General features: G+C 63.5%; 11 protein-coding genes and 4 pseudogenes. 10 read left to right on the forward strand and 5 right to left on the reverse strand.

The genetic code is table 11. The annotated features are described in order from the left end of the window. Positions 1–15: 15 nt before the first annotated feature. Positions 16–749, reverse strand: a pseudogene (locus H9L14_RS10485) (16S rRNA (uracil(1498)-N(3))-methyltransferase). A 477-nt stretch (positions 750–1,226) separates the two neighbouring features. Further along, positions 1,227–2,213 carry a hypothetical protein gene (locus tag H9L14_RS10490; protein ID WP_222949805.1) on the reverse strand — a complete coding sequence of 329 codons (987 nt, stop codon included), beginning with the start codon at positions 2,211–2,213 and terminating at the stop codon, positions 1,227–1,229. Between the two features lie 10 nt (positions 2,214–2,223). Here H9L14_RS10490 and H9L14_RS10495 point away from each other — a divergent pair. The 3 genes and pseudogenes from H9L14_RS10495 to H9L14_RS10505 all read left to right on the forward strand — a co-directional run bounded on the left by H9L14_RS10495 (position 2,224) and on the right by H9L14_RS10505 (position 5,855). Continuing rightward, a pseudogene (locus H9L14_RS10495) lies at positions 2,224–3,548 on the forward strand (SLC13 family permease). 36 nt (positions 3,549–3,584) lie between these two features. After that, complete coding sequence (ubiA, locus tag H9L14_RS10500; protein ID WP_187708050.1) at positions 3,585–4,499, forward strand: 4-hydroxybenzoate octaprenyltransferase; 915 nt, start codon at positions 3,585–3,587, stop codon at positions 4,497–4,499. A 9-nt stretch (positions 4,500–4,508) separates the two neighbouring features. Further along, the gene (locus H9L14_RS10505) at positions 4,509–5,855 is read left to right on the forward strand and encodes a TldD/PmbA family protein (RefSeq protein WP_187708051.1); all 1,347 of its coding nucleotides are present in this window, start codon (positions 4,509–4,511) and stop codon (positions 5,853–5,855) included. Here H9L14_RS10505 and H9L14_RS10510 read toward each other — a convergent pair. Together H9L14_RS10510 and H9L14_RS10515 are read right to left on the reverse strand one after the other, a co-directional pair. Further along, complete coding sequence (locus H9L14_RS10510; protein WP_187708052.1) at positions 5,852–6,289, reverse strand: CoA-binding protein; 438 nt, start codon at positions 6,287–6,289, stop codon at positions 5,852–5,854. The two genes, H9L14_RS10505 and H9L14_RS10510, sit on opposite strands and share 4 nt — an antisense overlap. A 26-nt stretch (positions 6,290–6,315) precedes the next feature. After that, positions 6,316–7,209, reverse strand: coding sequence for an Mrp/NBP35 family ATP-binding protein (locus tag H9L14_RS10515; protein ID WP_222949806.1), 894 nt, complete (start codon positions 7,207–7,209; stop codon positions 6,316–6,318). Between the two features lie 145 nt (positions 7,210–7,354). Here H9L14_RS10515 and hflK point away from each other — a divergent pair, with 145 nt between their 5' ends. From hflK to H9L14_RS10550, 7 genes and pseudogenes are all read left to right on the forward strand, one after another. Further along, positions 7,355–8,440 carry an FtsH protease activity modulator HflK gene (gene hflK / locus H9L14_RS10520; RefSeq protein WP_187708054.1) on the forward strand — a complete coding sequence of 362 codons (1,086 nt, stop codon included), beginning with the start codon at positions 7,355–7,357 and terminating at the stop codon, positions 8,438–8,440. Further along, the gene (gene hflC / locus H9L14_RS10525) at positions 8,437–9,327 is read left to right on the forward strand and encodes a protease modulator HflC (protein ID WP_187708055.1); all 891 of its coding nucleotides are present in this window, start codon (positions 8,437–8,439) and stop codon (positions 9,325–9,327) included. The genes hflK and hflC overlap by 4 nt, the downstream gene beginning before the upstream one ends. A 47-nt stretch (positions 9,328–9,374) precedes the next feature. Beyond that, positions 9,375–10,903: pseudogene (locus H9L14_RS10530) on the forward strand (Do family serine endopeptidase). A 60-nt stretch (positions 10,904–10,963) separates the two neighbouring features. Next, positions 10,964–12,604 carry a helicase HerA-like domain-containing protein gene (locus H9L14_RS10535; protein ID WP_187708056.1) on the forward strand — a complete coding sequence of 547 codons (1,641 nt, stop codon included), beginning with the start codon at positions 10,964–10,966 and terminating at the stop codon, positions 12,602–12,604. Beyond that, on the forward strand, positions 12,594–12,983 hold the full coding sequence (locus H9L14_RS10540) for a nuclear transport factor 2 family protein (RefSeq protein WP_187708057.1): 390 nt from the start codon (positions 12,594–12,596) through the stop codon (positions 12,981–12,983). Before H9L14_RS10535 ends, H9L14_RS10540 begins: the two co-directional genes overlap by 11 nt. Positions 12,984–13,029: 46 nt before the next feature. Next, a pseudogene (locus H9L14_RS10545) lies at positions 13,030–14,969 on the forward strand (OPT family oligopeptide transporter). Then, positions 14,969–15,343: a hypothetical protein gene (locus H9L14_RS10550; protein WP_187708058.1), complete on the forward strand. Its 375-nt coding sequence runs from the start codon at positions 14,969–14,971 to the stop codon at positions 15,341–15,343. Before H9L14_RS10545 ends, H9L14_RS10550 begins: the two are co-directional and overlap by 1 nt. Here the strand turns inward: H9L14_RS10550 and queF are convergent. Continuing rightward, positions 15,325–15,774, reverse strand: coding sequence for a preQ(1) synthase (gene queF / locus H9L14_RS10555; protein ID WP_187708059.1), 450 nt, complete (start codon positions 15,772–15,774; stop codon positions 15,325–15,327). The two genes, H9L14_RS10550 and queF, sit on opposite strands and share 19 nt — an antisense overlap. Positions 15,775–15,790: the final 16 nt, after the last annotated feature.

Here is a 15,790-nt window from a genome sequence, read left to right on the forward strand (position 1 = left end):
CATAAGACCAGAGGGTCAGCACCAGTCGCCCGCGACGGCCATGTAAACGGCTAAGGCGGCCAGCGCGGCCGTTTCAGCGCGGAGGATGCGCGGTCCAAGCGAGACTGGAATTGCGTTGGGCGCGGCGCGGATGACGGCTCGCTCGTCGTCGGTGAATCCGCCTTCCGGCCCCGTCAGGATCACCGCTGGTCCCGGCTTGAATGCAGACGCCGCGGGCTCGCCGCCGCCTTCGTCCGCGAAATAGATGGCCCGGTCGGCCTGCTTGAGAAGCTGCGCGAGCGAGATCGGCTCATCAATCGTCGGTAATCGCGTCCGCCCGCATTGCTCCGCCGCCTCGGTCGCGATCGATCTCAGCCGCTCAAGCTTCACCCGTTCCGCGATAGTGCGTTGCGTGATGACGGGAATGAGCTTCGCGATGCCGAGCTCGGTCGCCTTTTCGACGAGCCAGTCGGTTTGCGTTCGCTTGACGGGCGCAAAGGCCAGCCAGACGTCCGGAATTGCTTCAGGCTCGCGCGTCCGTTGCTCCACGGTTAGCGCCATCCGCTTCTTGCCCGCCTCGGAAATGCGGGCGAGCCATTCGCCAGAGGTTCCGTCGAACACCAGCAGTTCGGCCCCTCGCCGAGCCTCATCACATTGCCGAGATAATTGGCCTGGTCCGCGTCCAGATCGACGCGCACGCCATCACGCAGCTGCGCGCGCACGAAAAGGCGCGGCAGGCTCTTCGGAGGCCAGGCTGGCGTGGCGGGCATGGAGCCCGCCTACGTCATTCCCGCAGGCGCGGGAATCCCGCTGCGGTCAATTCCTAGTTTGGATTGCCCGGTTCGCGGATCGGCGAAAGGTGCGCGTTGCATGCGCCTGCGTCACCCGGATTGAACTCCCTCGGGTCGGCGCCGAAGTTCGCGACATCCTGCCCAAAGGACTGAGTGCGCCCGGAGGTCCGCTCTGCGAACCGTCAGGATAGTCGTTCAGCCCTGAAAACTTGCAGATCGAAACGCCGTTCGAAAAATCGTCTTTCGGATTGCTGGTGCTACCGTTCACTTCGCCTGCAAGAGCCGGCACGGATATCGTGGCAGTACAAAATGCCGCCACGAACAGGAGATTCCTGTTCATCTGCTCTCTCCTTACGATCCACCCGGAGTCGCGCGTAATAAACCCAATCGGGTTGCTAGTGGCAGTTAACTTTAGATTTTGCCTAGCAACTGATCATTAGCTGCTGCCTCTGAGGTTCAATTTCCCCATTCAGCGATGAGGCTCTTGGTCTCAGGCTCCTCGACCCACACGCGGTCGAATTCCGCCGAAACCACGCATTGCGGAGGCGCATTGGTACTTTCCGTCCTGCACGCAATCACCTGACCGGACGGAAGGTGCCGCAGGCGACCTGACAAAACGAGATTATAGCCTTGCCGGGAGGGTTGTTTGTCATCCGGCAGGATTTTCGTCGTTTCATATGCACGGCCATCACGGCGCCCGGTCCGGGGATCGGTCTTGGTGAAGAATTGCGCCAGTCCCACGCGATACTTGCGATCGGGTGCTGTAATCCGAACCGCGGCAACGTCATTCGTCTCGCTCGCCAAGCCTCCGTCGGAAACGCCCGGATCCAGCTGGGACGGAATCACGGAGCAGCCATCCGTCAGCAACCATGGCCTATACATCCAGAACCCTTCGACCGCCTCCACGGATTCATCAACTACAGAGGCGATCCATCGGTCATTGAGCGTCAAGTCGGGGGCTGCCCGCAGTCGCAATGTGCGATCCTTTTCGTCGAACCGAACATTGAATGGACCGGTCGCCTGTCCTTGGGCTGCCGGCTTCGCTGTCTTCTCTACCTCCGGCGGCGATGCTGGTGGTGCGCAGCCAAAGCGAATTCGGACCTCGAACCGCTTTCCGTCGAGCCTTCGCAGATCATTCGAAATGTCCTCTCCGAGCGCAGAAGCGCTGGCAGCCTTGGCGACCTCGATCAACAGGGCAGCCCGGTCCATCGGCGGCTCTGCAACTGGGAGCCTGGGCAGCTGGACGACCGCGTTGGCCTGATTCTCGTCTACCTCGTCCTGCGGAGCTTGCCGACAACCCACAGCAAGAGCGGCGACCGCAACCGTGAGCGAAGACCATTTCAACTGAACACGCGTGCACATGACCGGGTGATAGCATGGGTGAGCGAATGCGCGACCCTGCGACCCCGACGCGGGTTGCGCGTTCTGAACTCCAACGGCCATAGGGGGCAGAATGACGGCGAGCCAGATCATCACGTTGCTCGTGCTCGCGGCGGTCGTTGGAGCCCTGATCTACGACAAACTGCGGGCAGATGTCGTTGCCCTCACGGGCGCCGCATTTCTGCTTATGACCGGGGTTGTCCGGCCAGTCGAAGTTCAGAGCGCTTTCGCGAGCCCGGCCATCGTTGCTCTGGCCTCACTCTTCGTCATTGCCTACGCAATGGAATTGGCTGGCCTCCTCGACGAAGCGATCCGGCGCACTGTCAGGCTCTGTAGCCGCATCGGGCGCGCGGGGCTGTGGGTTCTGATCGGGCTTGCGGGTGTCGGATCGGCCTTCCTCAACAATACCCCGATTGTAGTGCTCAGCGCGCCCGTTGTTCGCGACGTGGCACGCTCGCTCGGACAGTCGCCGAAGGCCTACCTCATCCCGTTGTCCTATGCAGCCGTCCTTGGAGGCTGCTGCACGCTTATTGGGACGTCCACCAACCTGCTCGTCAACGACATGGCTTCGGTTGCCGGCCAACCTCGCTTCGGAATTTTCGAGATCACGCCCGTCGGCATCCTGGTTGCCGTCGCGGGCGGCGCGTACCTGTTCTTGTTCGGTCCGCGACTTGCGAAATCAGACAATGACAAGCCAACGGCAACTGTCGACGAGGCAATGCAGCCGCCGACCCGGTTCCGCGAGCCCGGCCTTGCCGGAGGACTCGTCGGTACCGCCGAACCCTTCGCCAAACAGGTCAAACTGAAGCCGGTCGCTGCGCTAATATCCACCGTGATTTTCGTGGCGGTCGTTGCCCTGGCGGCACTGAACGTCGCTCCCATCGCCGCCTGTGCCTTTGCCGGAGCAGTTCTCCTGATCCTGCTTCGCGTCATAACTGCTGAAGAGGCCTACAGCGGGCTCAGGCCCGAAGTTCTCATGCTGATCGCGGGAATGGTGGTGCTCGGCATCGCGCTCGACGAGACCGGACTCGCTTCCTCCGCAACGGACGCGCTTATCGGGTCGATGGAAGGTATGCGCCCGCTCGTTGCGCTCATCATTCTTTACGGCGTGACGCTGTTCGCGACGGAACTGCTGTCCAACGCGACGGTCGCGGTACTCTTCACGCCGGTCGCAGTCTCTATGGCTGAGGCCTTCGCGGTCAGCCCCGCCCCTTTCTAGTCGCAGTGATGATCGCCGCGAGCGCCGCGTTCGCAACGCCGTTCGGCTACCAGACCAACGTGCTCGTTTATCAGATGGGCGGGTACAACTATCTCGACTTCATGAAGATCGGCATCCCCCTCAACCTCATCACCTGGGCGGCCGCGATCGTCGCGATCCAAATCTACTTTCCGTTCTAACCTAGTGACAGCTGCAACTGCACGCTAAGCCTCCCCGTGACGGCAATTCCTGAAATCGTCCCGGACAGCGAACGGCGCGGATTCATTGGTGGGCTGCCGCCGAGACTGCGCCCCTATGCCTCGCTCATGCGGCTCGATCGGCCGATCGGCACGTGGCTCCTCTACTGGCCGTGCGCGTGGAGCGTCGCGCTTGCGGGCGTCGATGGACGCTGGGCCATGGTCCTGTGGCTGTTCCTCGGAGCCTTCGCGATGCGGAGCGCGGGCTGCGTCTACAACGATATCGTCGACCGCGACCTCGACCGGCAGGTCGAGCGAACGCGCCTGCGTCCCCTGGCGAGCGAGCGAGTATCGTTGCGGTCCGCATGGATGCTGATTGCGCTACTCTGTGCGATCGGCCTGATTGTTTTGGCTCAACTCAACACAACCGCTGCCGTCATTTCGCTGGTCAGCGTTGCGCCGGTCGCCGCCTACCCCTTCATGAAGCGCATTACCTGGTGGCCGCAGGCTTGGCTCGGTGTCGTCTTCTCGTGGGGAGCGCTAGTAGGCTGGCCGGCGGTACGCGGAGCGCTCGACCTTCCGGCGCTGCTGCTCTGGTTTGGGAGCATCGCCTGGGTGATCGGCTATGACACGCTCTACGCAATCCAGGACATCGAGGACGACGCATTGGTCGGTGTGAAGTCCTCCGCGCGGCGGCTCGGCGACAAGGCCCCGCAGGGCGTTGCCCTGTTCTACGCGCTGGCCATCGCACTCTGGGCGACCGCCGTCTGGACCGTGAGGCCCGACTGGCTCGCGCTTGCCACGCTAGCACCCGCGGCTTTCCACCTCGCCAATCAGGCGCTGAGGGCCGACCCGAAAGACGGCGAAGGCGCGCTTCGCCTGTTCCGTTCGAACCGGACCACCGGCTTGCTGATCTTTCTGGGAATGCTGGTCGTCGGTCTTTCCAGCCGCTAGGCGCGTCCAATGCTGTCAGAGGATAAAGCGCGCGAAATCGCCCAATCGCTCGTCGAGAAGGCGCGCTCAGCGGGCGCGGACAGCGCCGACGCAATCTACGTCGGATCGGAATCGCAGGGGGTGCAGGTCCGCCTTGGCGAGCTCGAGCATGTCGACCGGTCCGAAGGGGAAGAGGTCGGACTCCGCGTCTTCGTCGGACACCAAAGTGCAAGCGTAGCATCGTCCGACTTTTCCCCGGATGCGCTGGCGGAGCTCGTCAATCGGGGCGTCGCAATGGCTCGCGAGGCCCCAGAAGACCCGTATGCCGGCCTTGCTCCGCCCGAGCTGCTCGCGCACGGCCCATTTCCCGACATCCAGTCGGAGGACTCCCGTCAGGAAGATCCCAAGGCTTTGCGCGAGCGGGCGCTCGCGGCCGAGAACGCGGCGCTGGCCGTCGAAGGCGTCACCAATTCCAGTGGCGGATCGGCTGGCACGTCCGCGAGCACGGTAGCGCTGGCGACCTCGGGCGGCTTCAGCGGAGCGTATCGCTCGACCGGCCACAGCTGCTCGGTGACGGTCATCGCGGGTGAAGGCCCGACGATGCAGCGCGACAGCGCTTGGCACGGGGCCCGGCATCTCGAAGACCTGGATGCGCCCGAAGAAGTGGGGAAGCTTGCGGGGGAACGCGCCGTAGCCCGGCTCAACCCGATCAAGCCAAAGCCCGGCCGCTACGCCGTCCTGTTCGATCCGCGTATCGCGGGTTCGCTGCTGGGGCATTTCATCGGTGCGATCACCGGGTCGTCCGTGGCTCGCAAATCTTCTTTTCTGCAGGACAAGCTTGGGCAGCAGATTTTCGCGACCGGCGTGCGGCTCATCGACGATCCGCTTCGTCCGCGAGGACTGAGGTCACGGCCTTTTGACGGCGAAGGATTGCCGGTGACGACCTCGGCGCTGGTCGACAACGGAGTCCTGAAGACCTGGCTCGCCGACAGCGCCTCGGCCCGGCAGCTTGGGATCCAGCCCACCGGTCATGCCGTGCGAGGAGCGGGCGGCCCGCCGGGCGCGGGTCCGAGCAATCTTTACCTCGCTCCAGGATCGCGTAGCCGCGATGAACTGCTCGCTGCTTTCCCGGAGGCATTGCTGGTCACCGAGCTCATCGGCCAGGGCGTCAACGGCGTGACCGGAGACTACAGCCGGGGAGCCGCAGGCTTCATGGTCCGGAACGGGGCAATCGCCGAGCCTGTGCAGGAGATTACGATCGCCTCGAACCTGCTCGACATGTTCGCGACACTTGAACCTGGAACTGACCTCGAGTTCCGCCGAGGCGTGGACTCGCCGACGCTCCTGGTTCCGGAGATGACCGTCGGCGCGGCTTAGTCCGCAGTTTCGATTGCCGGAATCCCGAGCCGCATGATCTCGATCTTGGTGCAGCGGTCCATCACGACCTTCAGACCGGCAGCTTCCGCCCGGGCGGCCGCTTCCTCGTTGACGATGCCGAGCTGCATCCAAACGGCCTTGGCTCCCGCCGCGATCGCCTGATCCACTGCTTCTCCTGCCGCGATCGGCCGGCGGAAGATGTCGACGATATCGATCGGCACTCCGATCTGGCCAAGGTCGCGCCAGACGAACTCGCCATGCACGCGCTCGCCCGTGATTTGCGGATTGACCGGAAGCATCCGGTAGCCGTGCCGCTGAAGAAAGGCCGAGACACCGTAGGACGGGCGATCCGGCCGATCTGAGCAGCCGAACACGGCAATCGTGCGAGCGCCGGACAGCAATTCCCTGATGTAATCGTCAAGTGTGAGCGACATCTTCAATCTCCTGCCGCCTCAATGCTTCAGCGGCGGACTCTTTCCAGCGCTTCGCTGATCGTTGCCGCGAGATCGGCGAAGGCCTTGGCTTCCGGACCATCGCCCGCAGCTGGCGGCCTGCCGGCGTCCGACGCTGCGCGGACTGCCGCCGAGAGGGGCAGCCGGCCTAGGAACGGCACTCCGATTTCCTTCGAAGCCGCTTCAGCGCCACCGCTTCCGAACGGATCCGAACCCTCGCCGCAATGCGGGCAGATGTAGCCGGCCATGTTCTCGACGATGCCCAGCACCGGCACGTTCATCTTTCGGAACAAGTCGATCGCGCGCGTTGCATCGATCAGCGACAGGTCCTGAGGCGTCGAAACGATGATCGCGCCGTCCGGCCGCGACTTCTGGATCAGCGAGAGCTGCACGTCGCCAGTCCCGGGTGGCAGGTCGACGACCAGCACCTCGGCATCGCCCCAGTCGGCATCGACCAGCTTGGCGAGCGCTCCGGTCGCCATCGGCCCGCGCCACGCGAGTGCGTGACCTGGCGAGACCAGATGTCCGAGCGACAGGAACTTAAGGCCCTGAGCCTCGACCGGAATGAGCCGGTCATCTTCAGCCGTCGGCTTCGTGTCCGATCCGAGCAAGGTTGGCTGCGACGGACCGTAGACGTCCGCGTCCACCAGCCCGACCTTCTTTCCACTCCTGGCCAGGGCAATGGCGAGGTTCGCGGCAACGGTGGACTTGCCGACGCCGCCCTTCCCGCTGCCGACGGCAATCAAAGTGCGGTGCGGCTGCGAGGCAGTCATCGCGATACGCACTTCGTCCACACCCTCTATCGCGGAAGCTGCATCATGCAGCTCGCGCTCGAGTTTTGAACGATCGGCGTCGCGCAGTCCGCTCGCGTCGACGATCAAGGTCGCGACGCCCTTGTTCATACGGCGTGAGCGTATGCGTCCGGCTTCAGGATGCCTGTCCAATATTCCAAGTGCGTCGGTCTCAACGGTCATCGCCGCGCGACATAGGCGCTTGCCCTCCGCTTTCCACTGTTTTTCACCATTTGCGCTCCCTATAGTAGGTTACATGAATATTCTTTCGGGGCTGGGGCCACGGGCGCGAGCCCTCTTCAGCGACAATAAAGGGCCATGGGGACCGGCGAGCGAAAGCGAGCCGGAAAGCGGAGACAATCAGCCGAGCGGGCCTTGGGGCGAAACGCCCAAGCGCAAACGGACAGGTGGCGGCTCACCGCGTCAAGTCTCTTCGCTCGACGACTTCCTACGCAAGGGCCGCGAGCGGTTCGGTGGTGGCGGTGGCGGCCTCCCAGGCGCGCCGAGCCGTTCGGTCATCACATGGGCCATCCTGGGCGTCATCGGTCTGTGGCTGGCATTCACGTCGTTCCACCTGATCGCGCCCGGCGAGCGCGGCGTGGTCACTTTATTCGGGCGTTATAGCCATACGCTCAAACCCGGCGTCGGAATGACGTTCCCTTACCCGGTCAATCGGGTCCAGAAGATCGACGTCGAGAACATCCGCGAGTTGGCGCTGGGTTCGGCCAGCACCGAAACTCTGATGCTGACGGGCGACCAGAACATCATCGACATCGCTTACACTGTGCGCTGGAATATCCGCGATCCGGAACTCTATCTGTTCCAGCTCGCCCAGCCCGACGAAACGATCCGCGAAGTGGCCGAAAGCGCCATGCGGGCAGTCGTTGCAACAGTCTCACTGAACGACGCGATCGGCGAGGGTCGGGGCGAGATCGAAAACCGGGTAACCGACAGGATGCAGACGATCCTCGATGCCTATCGCTCGGGCGTCGTGATCCAGGGCATTGCGATCCGGCAGGCGGATCCGCCGCAGGCTGTTAATGAAGCCTTCAAAAAGGTGACCGCAGCCCAACAGGATGCGCAGTCCTACATCAACAGGGCGAATGCATACTCGCTGCAGCTGACCCAGAAGGCGCAGGGCGAGGCCGCGGCGTTCGACAAGGTCTACGAGCAATACAGGCTGGCGCCGGAGGTGACCCGTCGCCGCATGTACTATGAGACGATGGAGCAGATCCTTCCGAAGATGCCGAAAACGATCGTCGAGGCGCCGGGGGTGACGCCCTACCTTCCGCTTCCGGAAGTCCAGAAGCAGTCGCAGCAGCAGTCGGGAGCTGGCCAATGACCGACTTCATCCGCCAGCGCCCGTTGCTCAGCGGCATCGTAGCCCTCCTTGCCCTGTTCATCCTGTTCACCGCTTTCCCGATCATTCCGGAAACGAAGCAGGCGGTGGTCGTCCAGTTCGGGAAGCCGGCCAGGATTCTCGGCAGCACCCGGGCAGGCCTCAACTATCGAATCCCGTTCTTCGAAAACATCGTCTGGATCGACAAGCGCGTTCAGTCGGTCGACATGGATCGGCAACAGGTGTTGTCCACCGATCAGCGCCGGCTGGAGGTCGACGCCTTCGCGCGGTACCGCATCGTCAATCCGCTGTTGATGTACATCCGCGCCGGAGACGAGGAGCGCCTTCGCAAGTCGCTGGTGCCGATCCTCGGCTCGGAAATCCGCAATGAGCTTGGCAAGCAGCAGTTCGCCGCCTTGCTCTCTCCGGAGCGGCAAGGCGTCATGGAGAACGTGCGCCGAAGCCTCGACCGGATCGCCGCCCAATATGGCGCACGCATCATCGACGTCCGCATCAAGAAGGCAGATCTGCCCGACGGCACTCCTCTGGATGCCGCGTTCGACCGGATGCGGACCGCCCGCGAGCAGGAAGCAAGGTCGATTCTCGCCGAAGGTGCCAAGCGCGCTCAGATCATCCGCGCGGAGGCGGATGCCGAAGCGGCGCGAGTTTATGCTGCCAGTTTTGGGAAAGACCCGGACTTTTATGAGTTCTACCGGGCAATGCAGTCGTACCAGATCACGTTCCTGGGCGACGGCACCCAACCGCCTCCTGCCGGCACGAACCTCATTTTGTCGCCTGACAATGACTATTTGAAGGAATTCACTGGCAGGGACGATAACCCTCGTTCAATCCGCGTTCAGGCGTTCGGTATAGCGCGAACGTGGAGTTAAAACGTGCAATTCATGGAGTTTCGATGAGATCGAAGGAGTCCGGGACGGTGCGCTACGCCTATGGAGTTGCAACGGCGCTGCTTTTGGGTGGATCCGCCTTTTCCCTCGCAACCGGGCAAGCCGGTGCGCAGGTTGCACAGAATGCACCGGCGGCAATGGCCCCGGCGGTGCGCCGCAATCTTTCGCCGACCTCGCGGCTCGGCTTCAGCCGGCGGTGGTCAACATTTCCACCAAACAACGCGTGCCCGTGAGGACGCAGGCCGATCCGCTGGAGGAATTCTTCCGGAGGTTCGGGTTCCCCGAAAATCAGCAGGGGGGTCCGGACGGCAGCAGCGGCGGGCCAAGGACGCGCGAGACCGGCTCGCTCGGCTCCGGCTTCATCATCTCGCCAGACGGCTACATCGTCACCAACAACCACCTCATCGCGAGCGCGACAGGCAACGGAACGGTCGACCAGGTCACCGTCACGCTGACCAACCGGAAAGAATATCCGGCACGGATCATTGGACGCGACACCGCATCCGACCTCGCATTGCTGAAGATCGAAGGTCAGAACCTGCCCTTCGTGGATTGGGGCGACAGCACCAAGGCGCGCGTTGGAGACTGGGTGCTCGCCATTGGCAATCCCTACGGACTGGGCGGCACGGTCACTGCCGGCATCATCTCGGCGCTTCATCGCGGCATCACCGGTGCCGGCGCCTACGATCGCTACATTCAGACCGACGCCTCCATCAACATGGGCAATAGCGGCGGGCCGATGTTCGATCTCAACGGCAGGGTGGTCGGCATCAACTCCGCGCTGATCTCGCCGACCGGTGCGTCGGTGGGAATCGGCCTCGCCATCCCGGCCGAGCTTGCCAAGCCCGTCATCGATTCGCTTCGCCGCGGACAACGTCCGGAGCGCGGCTATCTCGGCGTCGGCCTCCAGCCGCTGGACGAGAATATCGCGAACTCGCTCGGCCTTCCGAAGGATCGCGGCGAGATTGTCCGCTCCATCCAGCCTAACGAGCCGGCGGCTCGGGCCGGACTGCAGCAGGGCGACGTCATCCTGCGGGTCAATGGCCGCGACGTGAACCCCGATCAGACGGTCTCTTTCATCGTCGCCAATACTCCGGTCGGGTCGAAGATACCGGTCGACATCATCCGTGCCGGCCGCCGCCAGACTGTCACGGTCACGGTAGGCCAGCGCCCGACCGAGGAAGAGCTGGCTCGCCAGCTCGGCAACGACAACGAGCCGCTGACGCCGGAAAATACTCCGATCACGCCGGGCAGCGCCGTTCTCGGCCTTTCGCTGCAGCCGCTCAATCCGCAGATCGCCAAGGCGCTGAGCCTTCCGCCGACCGCGCGCGGTGTCGTGATTACGCAGGTCGATCCCAACAGCGACGCCGCGGAGAAGGGGCTGCAACGCGCCGACCTGATTCTCTCGGTCAACCAGCAGGCCGTAACGACCCCCGCCCAAGTGCAGGCAGCGGTCGAAGCAGCACGCCGTTCCGGGCGAACCAGCGTGCTCCTACTGGTCAAGCGCGGCACCGGGCCGGAGGCTTTCATCGGGGTGGACATCGCTCCTCCACGCTAGGAGTCGCCACGGGCAATTGCTGGAGCTAGGTTGCGCCCCCGAATCTAGTGGGGAGTGCGCATGGCTGGTGAACCGACGAGCAGCATTTTCATCGGAAGTGCATCGGGCGGCGCCAATCCGCAGCAGCTCGAGCTCAAGCGGGCCAATCGCCATGGGTTGATCGCGGGGGCGACCGGCACTGGCAAGACCGTCACATTGCAGGGTATCGTCGAGGGCCTGTCTGCAGCAGGAGTGCCGTGCTTCGTCGCAGACGTGAAAGGCGACCTTTCAGGCCTCGCAATGGCCGGCTCGCCGACGTCGAAGGTCCACCCGATTTTCGCACAGCGCGCCACCGACATCGGCATGACCGACTGGACGTATCACGATACGCCGGTCCAATTCTGGGATCTGTTCGGCGAGCAAGGCCATCCCATTCGCACCACCGTCAGCGAGATGGGCCCGCTCCTGCTGAGCCGGCTGATGAACCTCAACGATGTTCAGGAAGGCGTGCTCAACATCGCCTTCAACGTCGCCGACAAGGAAGGCCTGCTCCTCCTCGACCTCGACGACCTGCAATCGATGATGGTCCACTGCGGAGAAAAGGCCGACGAGCTAACGCTCGAGTATGGCAACGTCTCAAAGCAATCGGTCGGATCGATCCAGCGCTCTCTGCTCCAGCTGAGAAGCCAGGGCGGCGACCATTTCTTCGGTGAGCCGGCGCTCGACCTACACGATTTCATCGGTCTCGACGACCAGGGCCGAGGCGTAGTCAACATCCTCGCCGCGGATCGTCTCATGGCAAGTCCGCGTCTCTACGCGACCTTTCTGCTCTGGCTGCTCAGCGAATTGTTCGAAGAGCTTCCGGAAATCGGCGATCCGGAAAAGCCGATCCTCTGCTTCTTCTTCGATGAAGCTCATTTGCTGTTCGACGACGCTCCGCCGGGTCTCCTGGAGAAGGTCGAGCAGGTCGTTCGCCTGATCCGTTCGAAGGGCGTCGGCGTCTATTTCATTACGCAGAACCCGATCGACATACCGGACAAGGTCGCTGCCCAGCTCAACAACCGCATCCAGCACAAGCTGAACGCCTTTACGCCCCGCGACCAACAGGCGGTCAAGGCGGCGGCTGACACCTTCCGGGTCAATCCGGATATCGACGTCGCCACCGCGATTACCGAGCTGAAAATCGGCGAGGCGCTCGTCTCGCTGCTCCAGCCGGACGGCTCGCCCGAGCCGGTGCAGCGGACGCTCATCAAGCCGCCATCGACACGGGTTGGGCCGCTTACGCCGGAAGAGCGAAGCGTCATCATCACCACAGACGCAATCGGCGCCAAGTACGACACTTTGCTCGACCCGCAGTCGGCCGAGGAAATCCTCAAGGCCAAGGCGGATGAAGCGGCCGCTGCTGCGGCGGCGGCCAAGGCGCAAACCGACTCCGAAAAGGCCGCGGCCGAGAAGGCACGCCAGGACGCCGTCGCTGCAAAGGAAGCGGCAAGGGCGCAAGCCGCCGAAGCAAGGCTGGCGGCACAGCAACAGCGCGAACTGGAGCGCCAGCAACGCGAGCAGGAGCGCGAGGACGCGCGGCGCGCCCGCGAGGCGGCCCGGCCGACCATGGCCGACAAGATGATGCAGTCGGCGGGCCGGTCGATCGCCAGCTCGGTGGGACGGCAGATCGGCAACCAGCTCCTTCGTGGAATCTTCGGCGGATTGCTGCGTGGACGATAGTCGCGAGTTGATTGGCGCTCTCGAGCGTGAATGGCGCGACGCGCTTTGCGCAAAGGACGTCGACCGCCTTCGAACCCTGATTCATCCGCGCTTCGTGCTCATCGGAACCCGTTCGACCGGCCCGTTCATTCTCACGCGCGACGAATGGCTCGACGCCATCCAGAAGCGCGAGCTGATATCCATCGATCTCGACATCCGTGACGCCGTCATCTTCGATCAGGTGATGATCGGCACGATCGAGGCGAAGTGGCGCGTCAAATATCTCGGTGGCGAGATCGAGGACTGCGTGCTTCTCACCGACGTGTGGGTAAAGGACGATGAACGCTGGAAGGTGGTCCGCAGGCATTCGAGCCCTGCACCGCCCAACAACAAAGCTTAAGGGGATTGGCGTGGCGACAACAACTCAAGGCGCTGGCGTAAGCGCGATCAAGGAACTCACGCTTCGCGGGATTATCCTTGGAGCGCTCATCACCGTAATTCTGACCGCGGCAAATGTGTACGCGGGCCTGAAGATCGGTCTGACGGTCGCCACTTCGATCCCGGCAGCGGTCATTTCGATGGCCGTTCTAAAATTCTTCAAGGATTCGACGATCCAGGAGAACAACATCGTCCAGACGATAGCGTCGGCGGCGGGAACGCTGTCAGCCATCGTCTTCGTCCTTCCCGGCCTCGTCATGGTCGGCTGGTGGACTGGCTTCCCTTACTGGCTGTCCGTCGCCGTCATCGCCATCGGCGGCATCCTCGGCGTCATGTACTCGGTGCCGCTCCGCCGAGCGCTCGTGACCGGGACCGATCTTCCCTACCCGGAAGGCGTTGCCGCGGCTGAAGTGCTCAAGGTCGGAACGGGCGTCGGCGGCGTCGAAGAGAACCGGCGCGGCCTGAAGATGATCGTCTGGAGCTCTGTCGTGGCGGCGGTCTTCGCCACCCTCGCCCAGACGCGCTTGCTCGTCGGAGAGGTCGCCAAGGCGTTCAAGTTAGGCTCCGGAGCCACCGCCGCCTCAAGCAGCCTCTCGATGCTCCTGATCGGTGTCGGCCACTTGGTCGGCCTCGCCGTCGGAATCGCGATGTTTGTCGGACTGCTAATCAGCTGGGTCTTCCTTGTTCCTCACTACACGTCCATCGCTCCCCAAGCGCCCGGCGTGGAGCTCGACGCGTTCGTCAACGGCGTCTTCCGCAACCAGGTTCGCTTCATCGGCGCCGGCGCGATCGGCGTCGCGTCCATCTGGACCCTGCTTCGGATCATGGGCCCGATCATTGCCGGCATCCGCGGTGCGATGGCGGCAAGCCGGGCGCGCAAGGCGGGCCAGGGCGACTCGCTGCCGCTGACTGAGCGCGATCTTCCGATCGGAATCGTGGGTGGCTCCATTCTTCTGTTGATGATCCCGATTGGCGCGCTGCTTTATGCGTTCGCGAGCACCGATCCGATTGCGTCCAATCCGACCGCGACGATCGTTATCAGCATCCTTTACATTTTGATCGCCGGCATCGTGATCGCCGCAATCACCGGCTACATGGCGGGCCTGATTGGCGCATCGAACAGCCCGGTCTCAGGCGTGGGAATCCTCTCGGTCCTCGGCATTGCGCTGATCCTGGCTGCGCTCTTCCCCAAGGTCGACCCTCAGGCCACCAAAGCGCTCGTAGCGTTTGCACTGCTGGTGACCGCATTCATCTTCGGCGTAGCTACCATTGCCAACAACAACCTCCAGGACTTGAAGACCGGGCAGCTGGTCGAAGCTACCCGTGGAGGCAGCAGATCGCGCTAGTCCTGGGCGTGATCTTCGGCGCGGTCGTGATCCCGCCCGTTCTGGATCTGCTCAACAGCACGTTGGGTTTCCAAGGGGCCCCGGGAGCCGATGCGAACTCGCTGGCCGCTCCGCAGGCTGCGCTGATATCCGCGATTGCTCAAGGCATCCTCGGCGGCGACCTGGACTGGAAGCTGATCGGCTGGGGTGCCGCAATCGGGGCGGTCGTCGTGATGGTCGACGAGGCGCTGCGCTACACTAAACGGGGATCCCTGCCACCGCTTGCGGTCGGCATGGGCATCTACCTCCCCATGGCACTGACCTTGCTCATCCCCGCGGGGGCGCTGCTCGGGCGGTTCTACGATAATTGGGCGAAGCGAACATCGAATCCCGAATTCGCCGAACGCATGGGTGTTCTCCTCGCCACTGGCCTGATTGTCGGCGAGAGCCTGTTCGGCGTCGCATTCGCCATGCTTGTCGGCGCAACCCGGCAGGACACGCCGCTCGCGCTGGTCGCCGAGAATCCATGGGCTGTGCCGCTCAGTATCGTGGTTTTCGCGGGCGCGATCGTCGGGCTCTACGCCTGGACGAAGCGCGAGGCATCCGCACCCATCGAAGCCTGATGCGGGAGATCCTCGGTCTATTGGTGATGGCCGCGCTCGCGGTTGCAGCGCCGGCCGAGCCTCTCAAGTTCGCGGGCCTTTATCGGATAAGTCAGATGGAGATGGCCGGCGGGCTCGAGCTGCGACCCGATGGCCGCTTCAGGTACGCGTTCGACTATGGCGCTGTCTCCGAGGAGAGCGAGGGCACTTGGGCGGTTCGCGATGGAACCGTGCTGCTTACGACAGATCCCATGCCTCCACCCGCGGAGTGCGATCGGGGCTTCGCCTCGGCCTGCTTCCGGGACACTCCGCTGACGGCCGACGACGAGAACCTGATCCTCTGGCGCTGGGACGCGCGGATCGTCCTGAAACCCGTTCAGCCCCGTCCGCGGTAGGGTTGCACGCCCTGGTCGGGCAGCCAGAGGCCTTCCGGCGGGTTTCCGCTCTGCCAGAACACGTCGATTGGCATTCCTCCGCGGGGATACCAGTAGCCTCCAATGCGGAGCCATTGCGGCTTCATTTCCTCGACCAGCCGCTGGCCGATGCCGACAGTGACATCCTCGTGGAACCCGCAATGATTACGGAAGGAGCCGAGGAAGAGCTTCAGGCTCTTCGATTCAACGATCGTCTCGGCGGGTGCGTAATCGATCACCAGATGCGCGAAGTCGGGCTGGCCGGTCACTGGACAAAGCGACGTGAACTCCGGGGCCGCGAAGCGGACAAGATAGAGCGTGCCGGGACGCGGATTGGGCACATAGTCGAGTTTGGCTTCCTCCGGGGAAGCCGGCAGCGGCGTCGCCTTGCCGAGGTGGGTCGTTTCAACCATCGGGCGGCCACCTATC

It is taken from the genome of Sphingomonas sediminicola (genome assembly GCF_014489515.1).
Taxonomy (GTDB): domain Bacteria; phylum Pseudomonadota; class Alphaproteobacteria; order Sphingomonadales; family Sphingomonadaceae; genus Sphingomicrobium; species Sphingomicrobium sediminicola.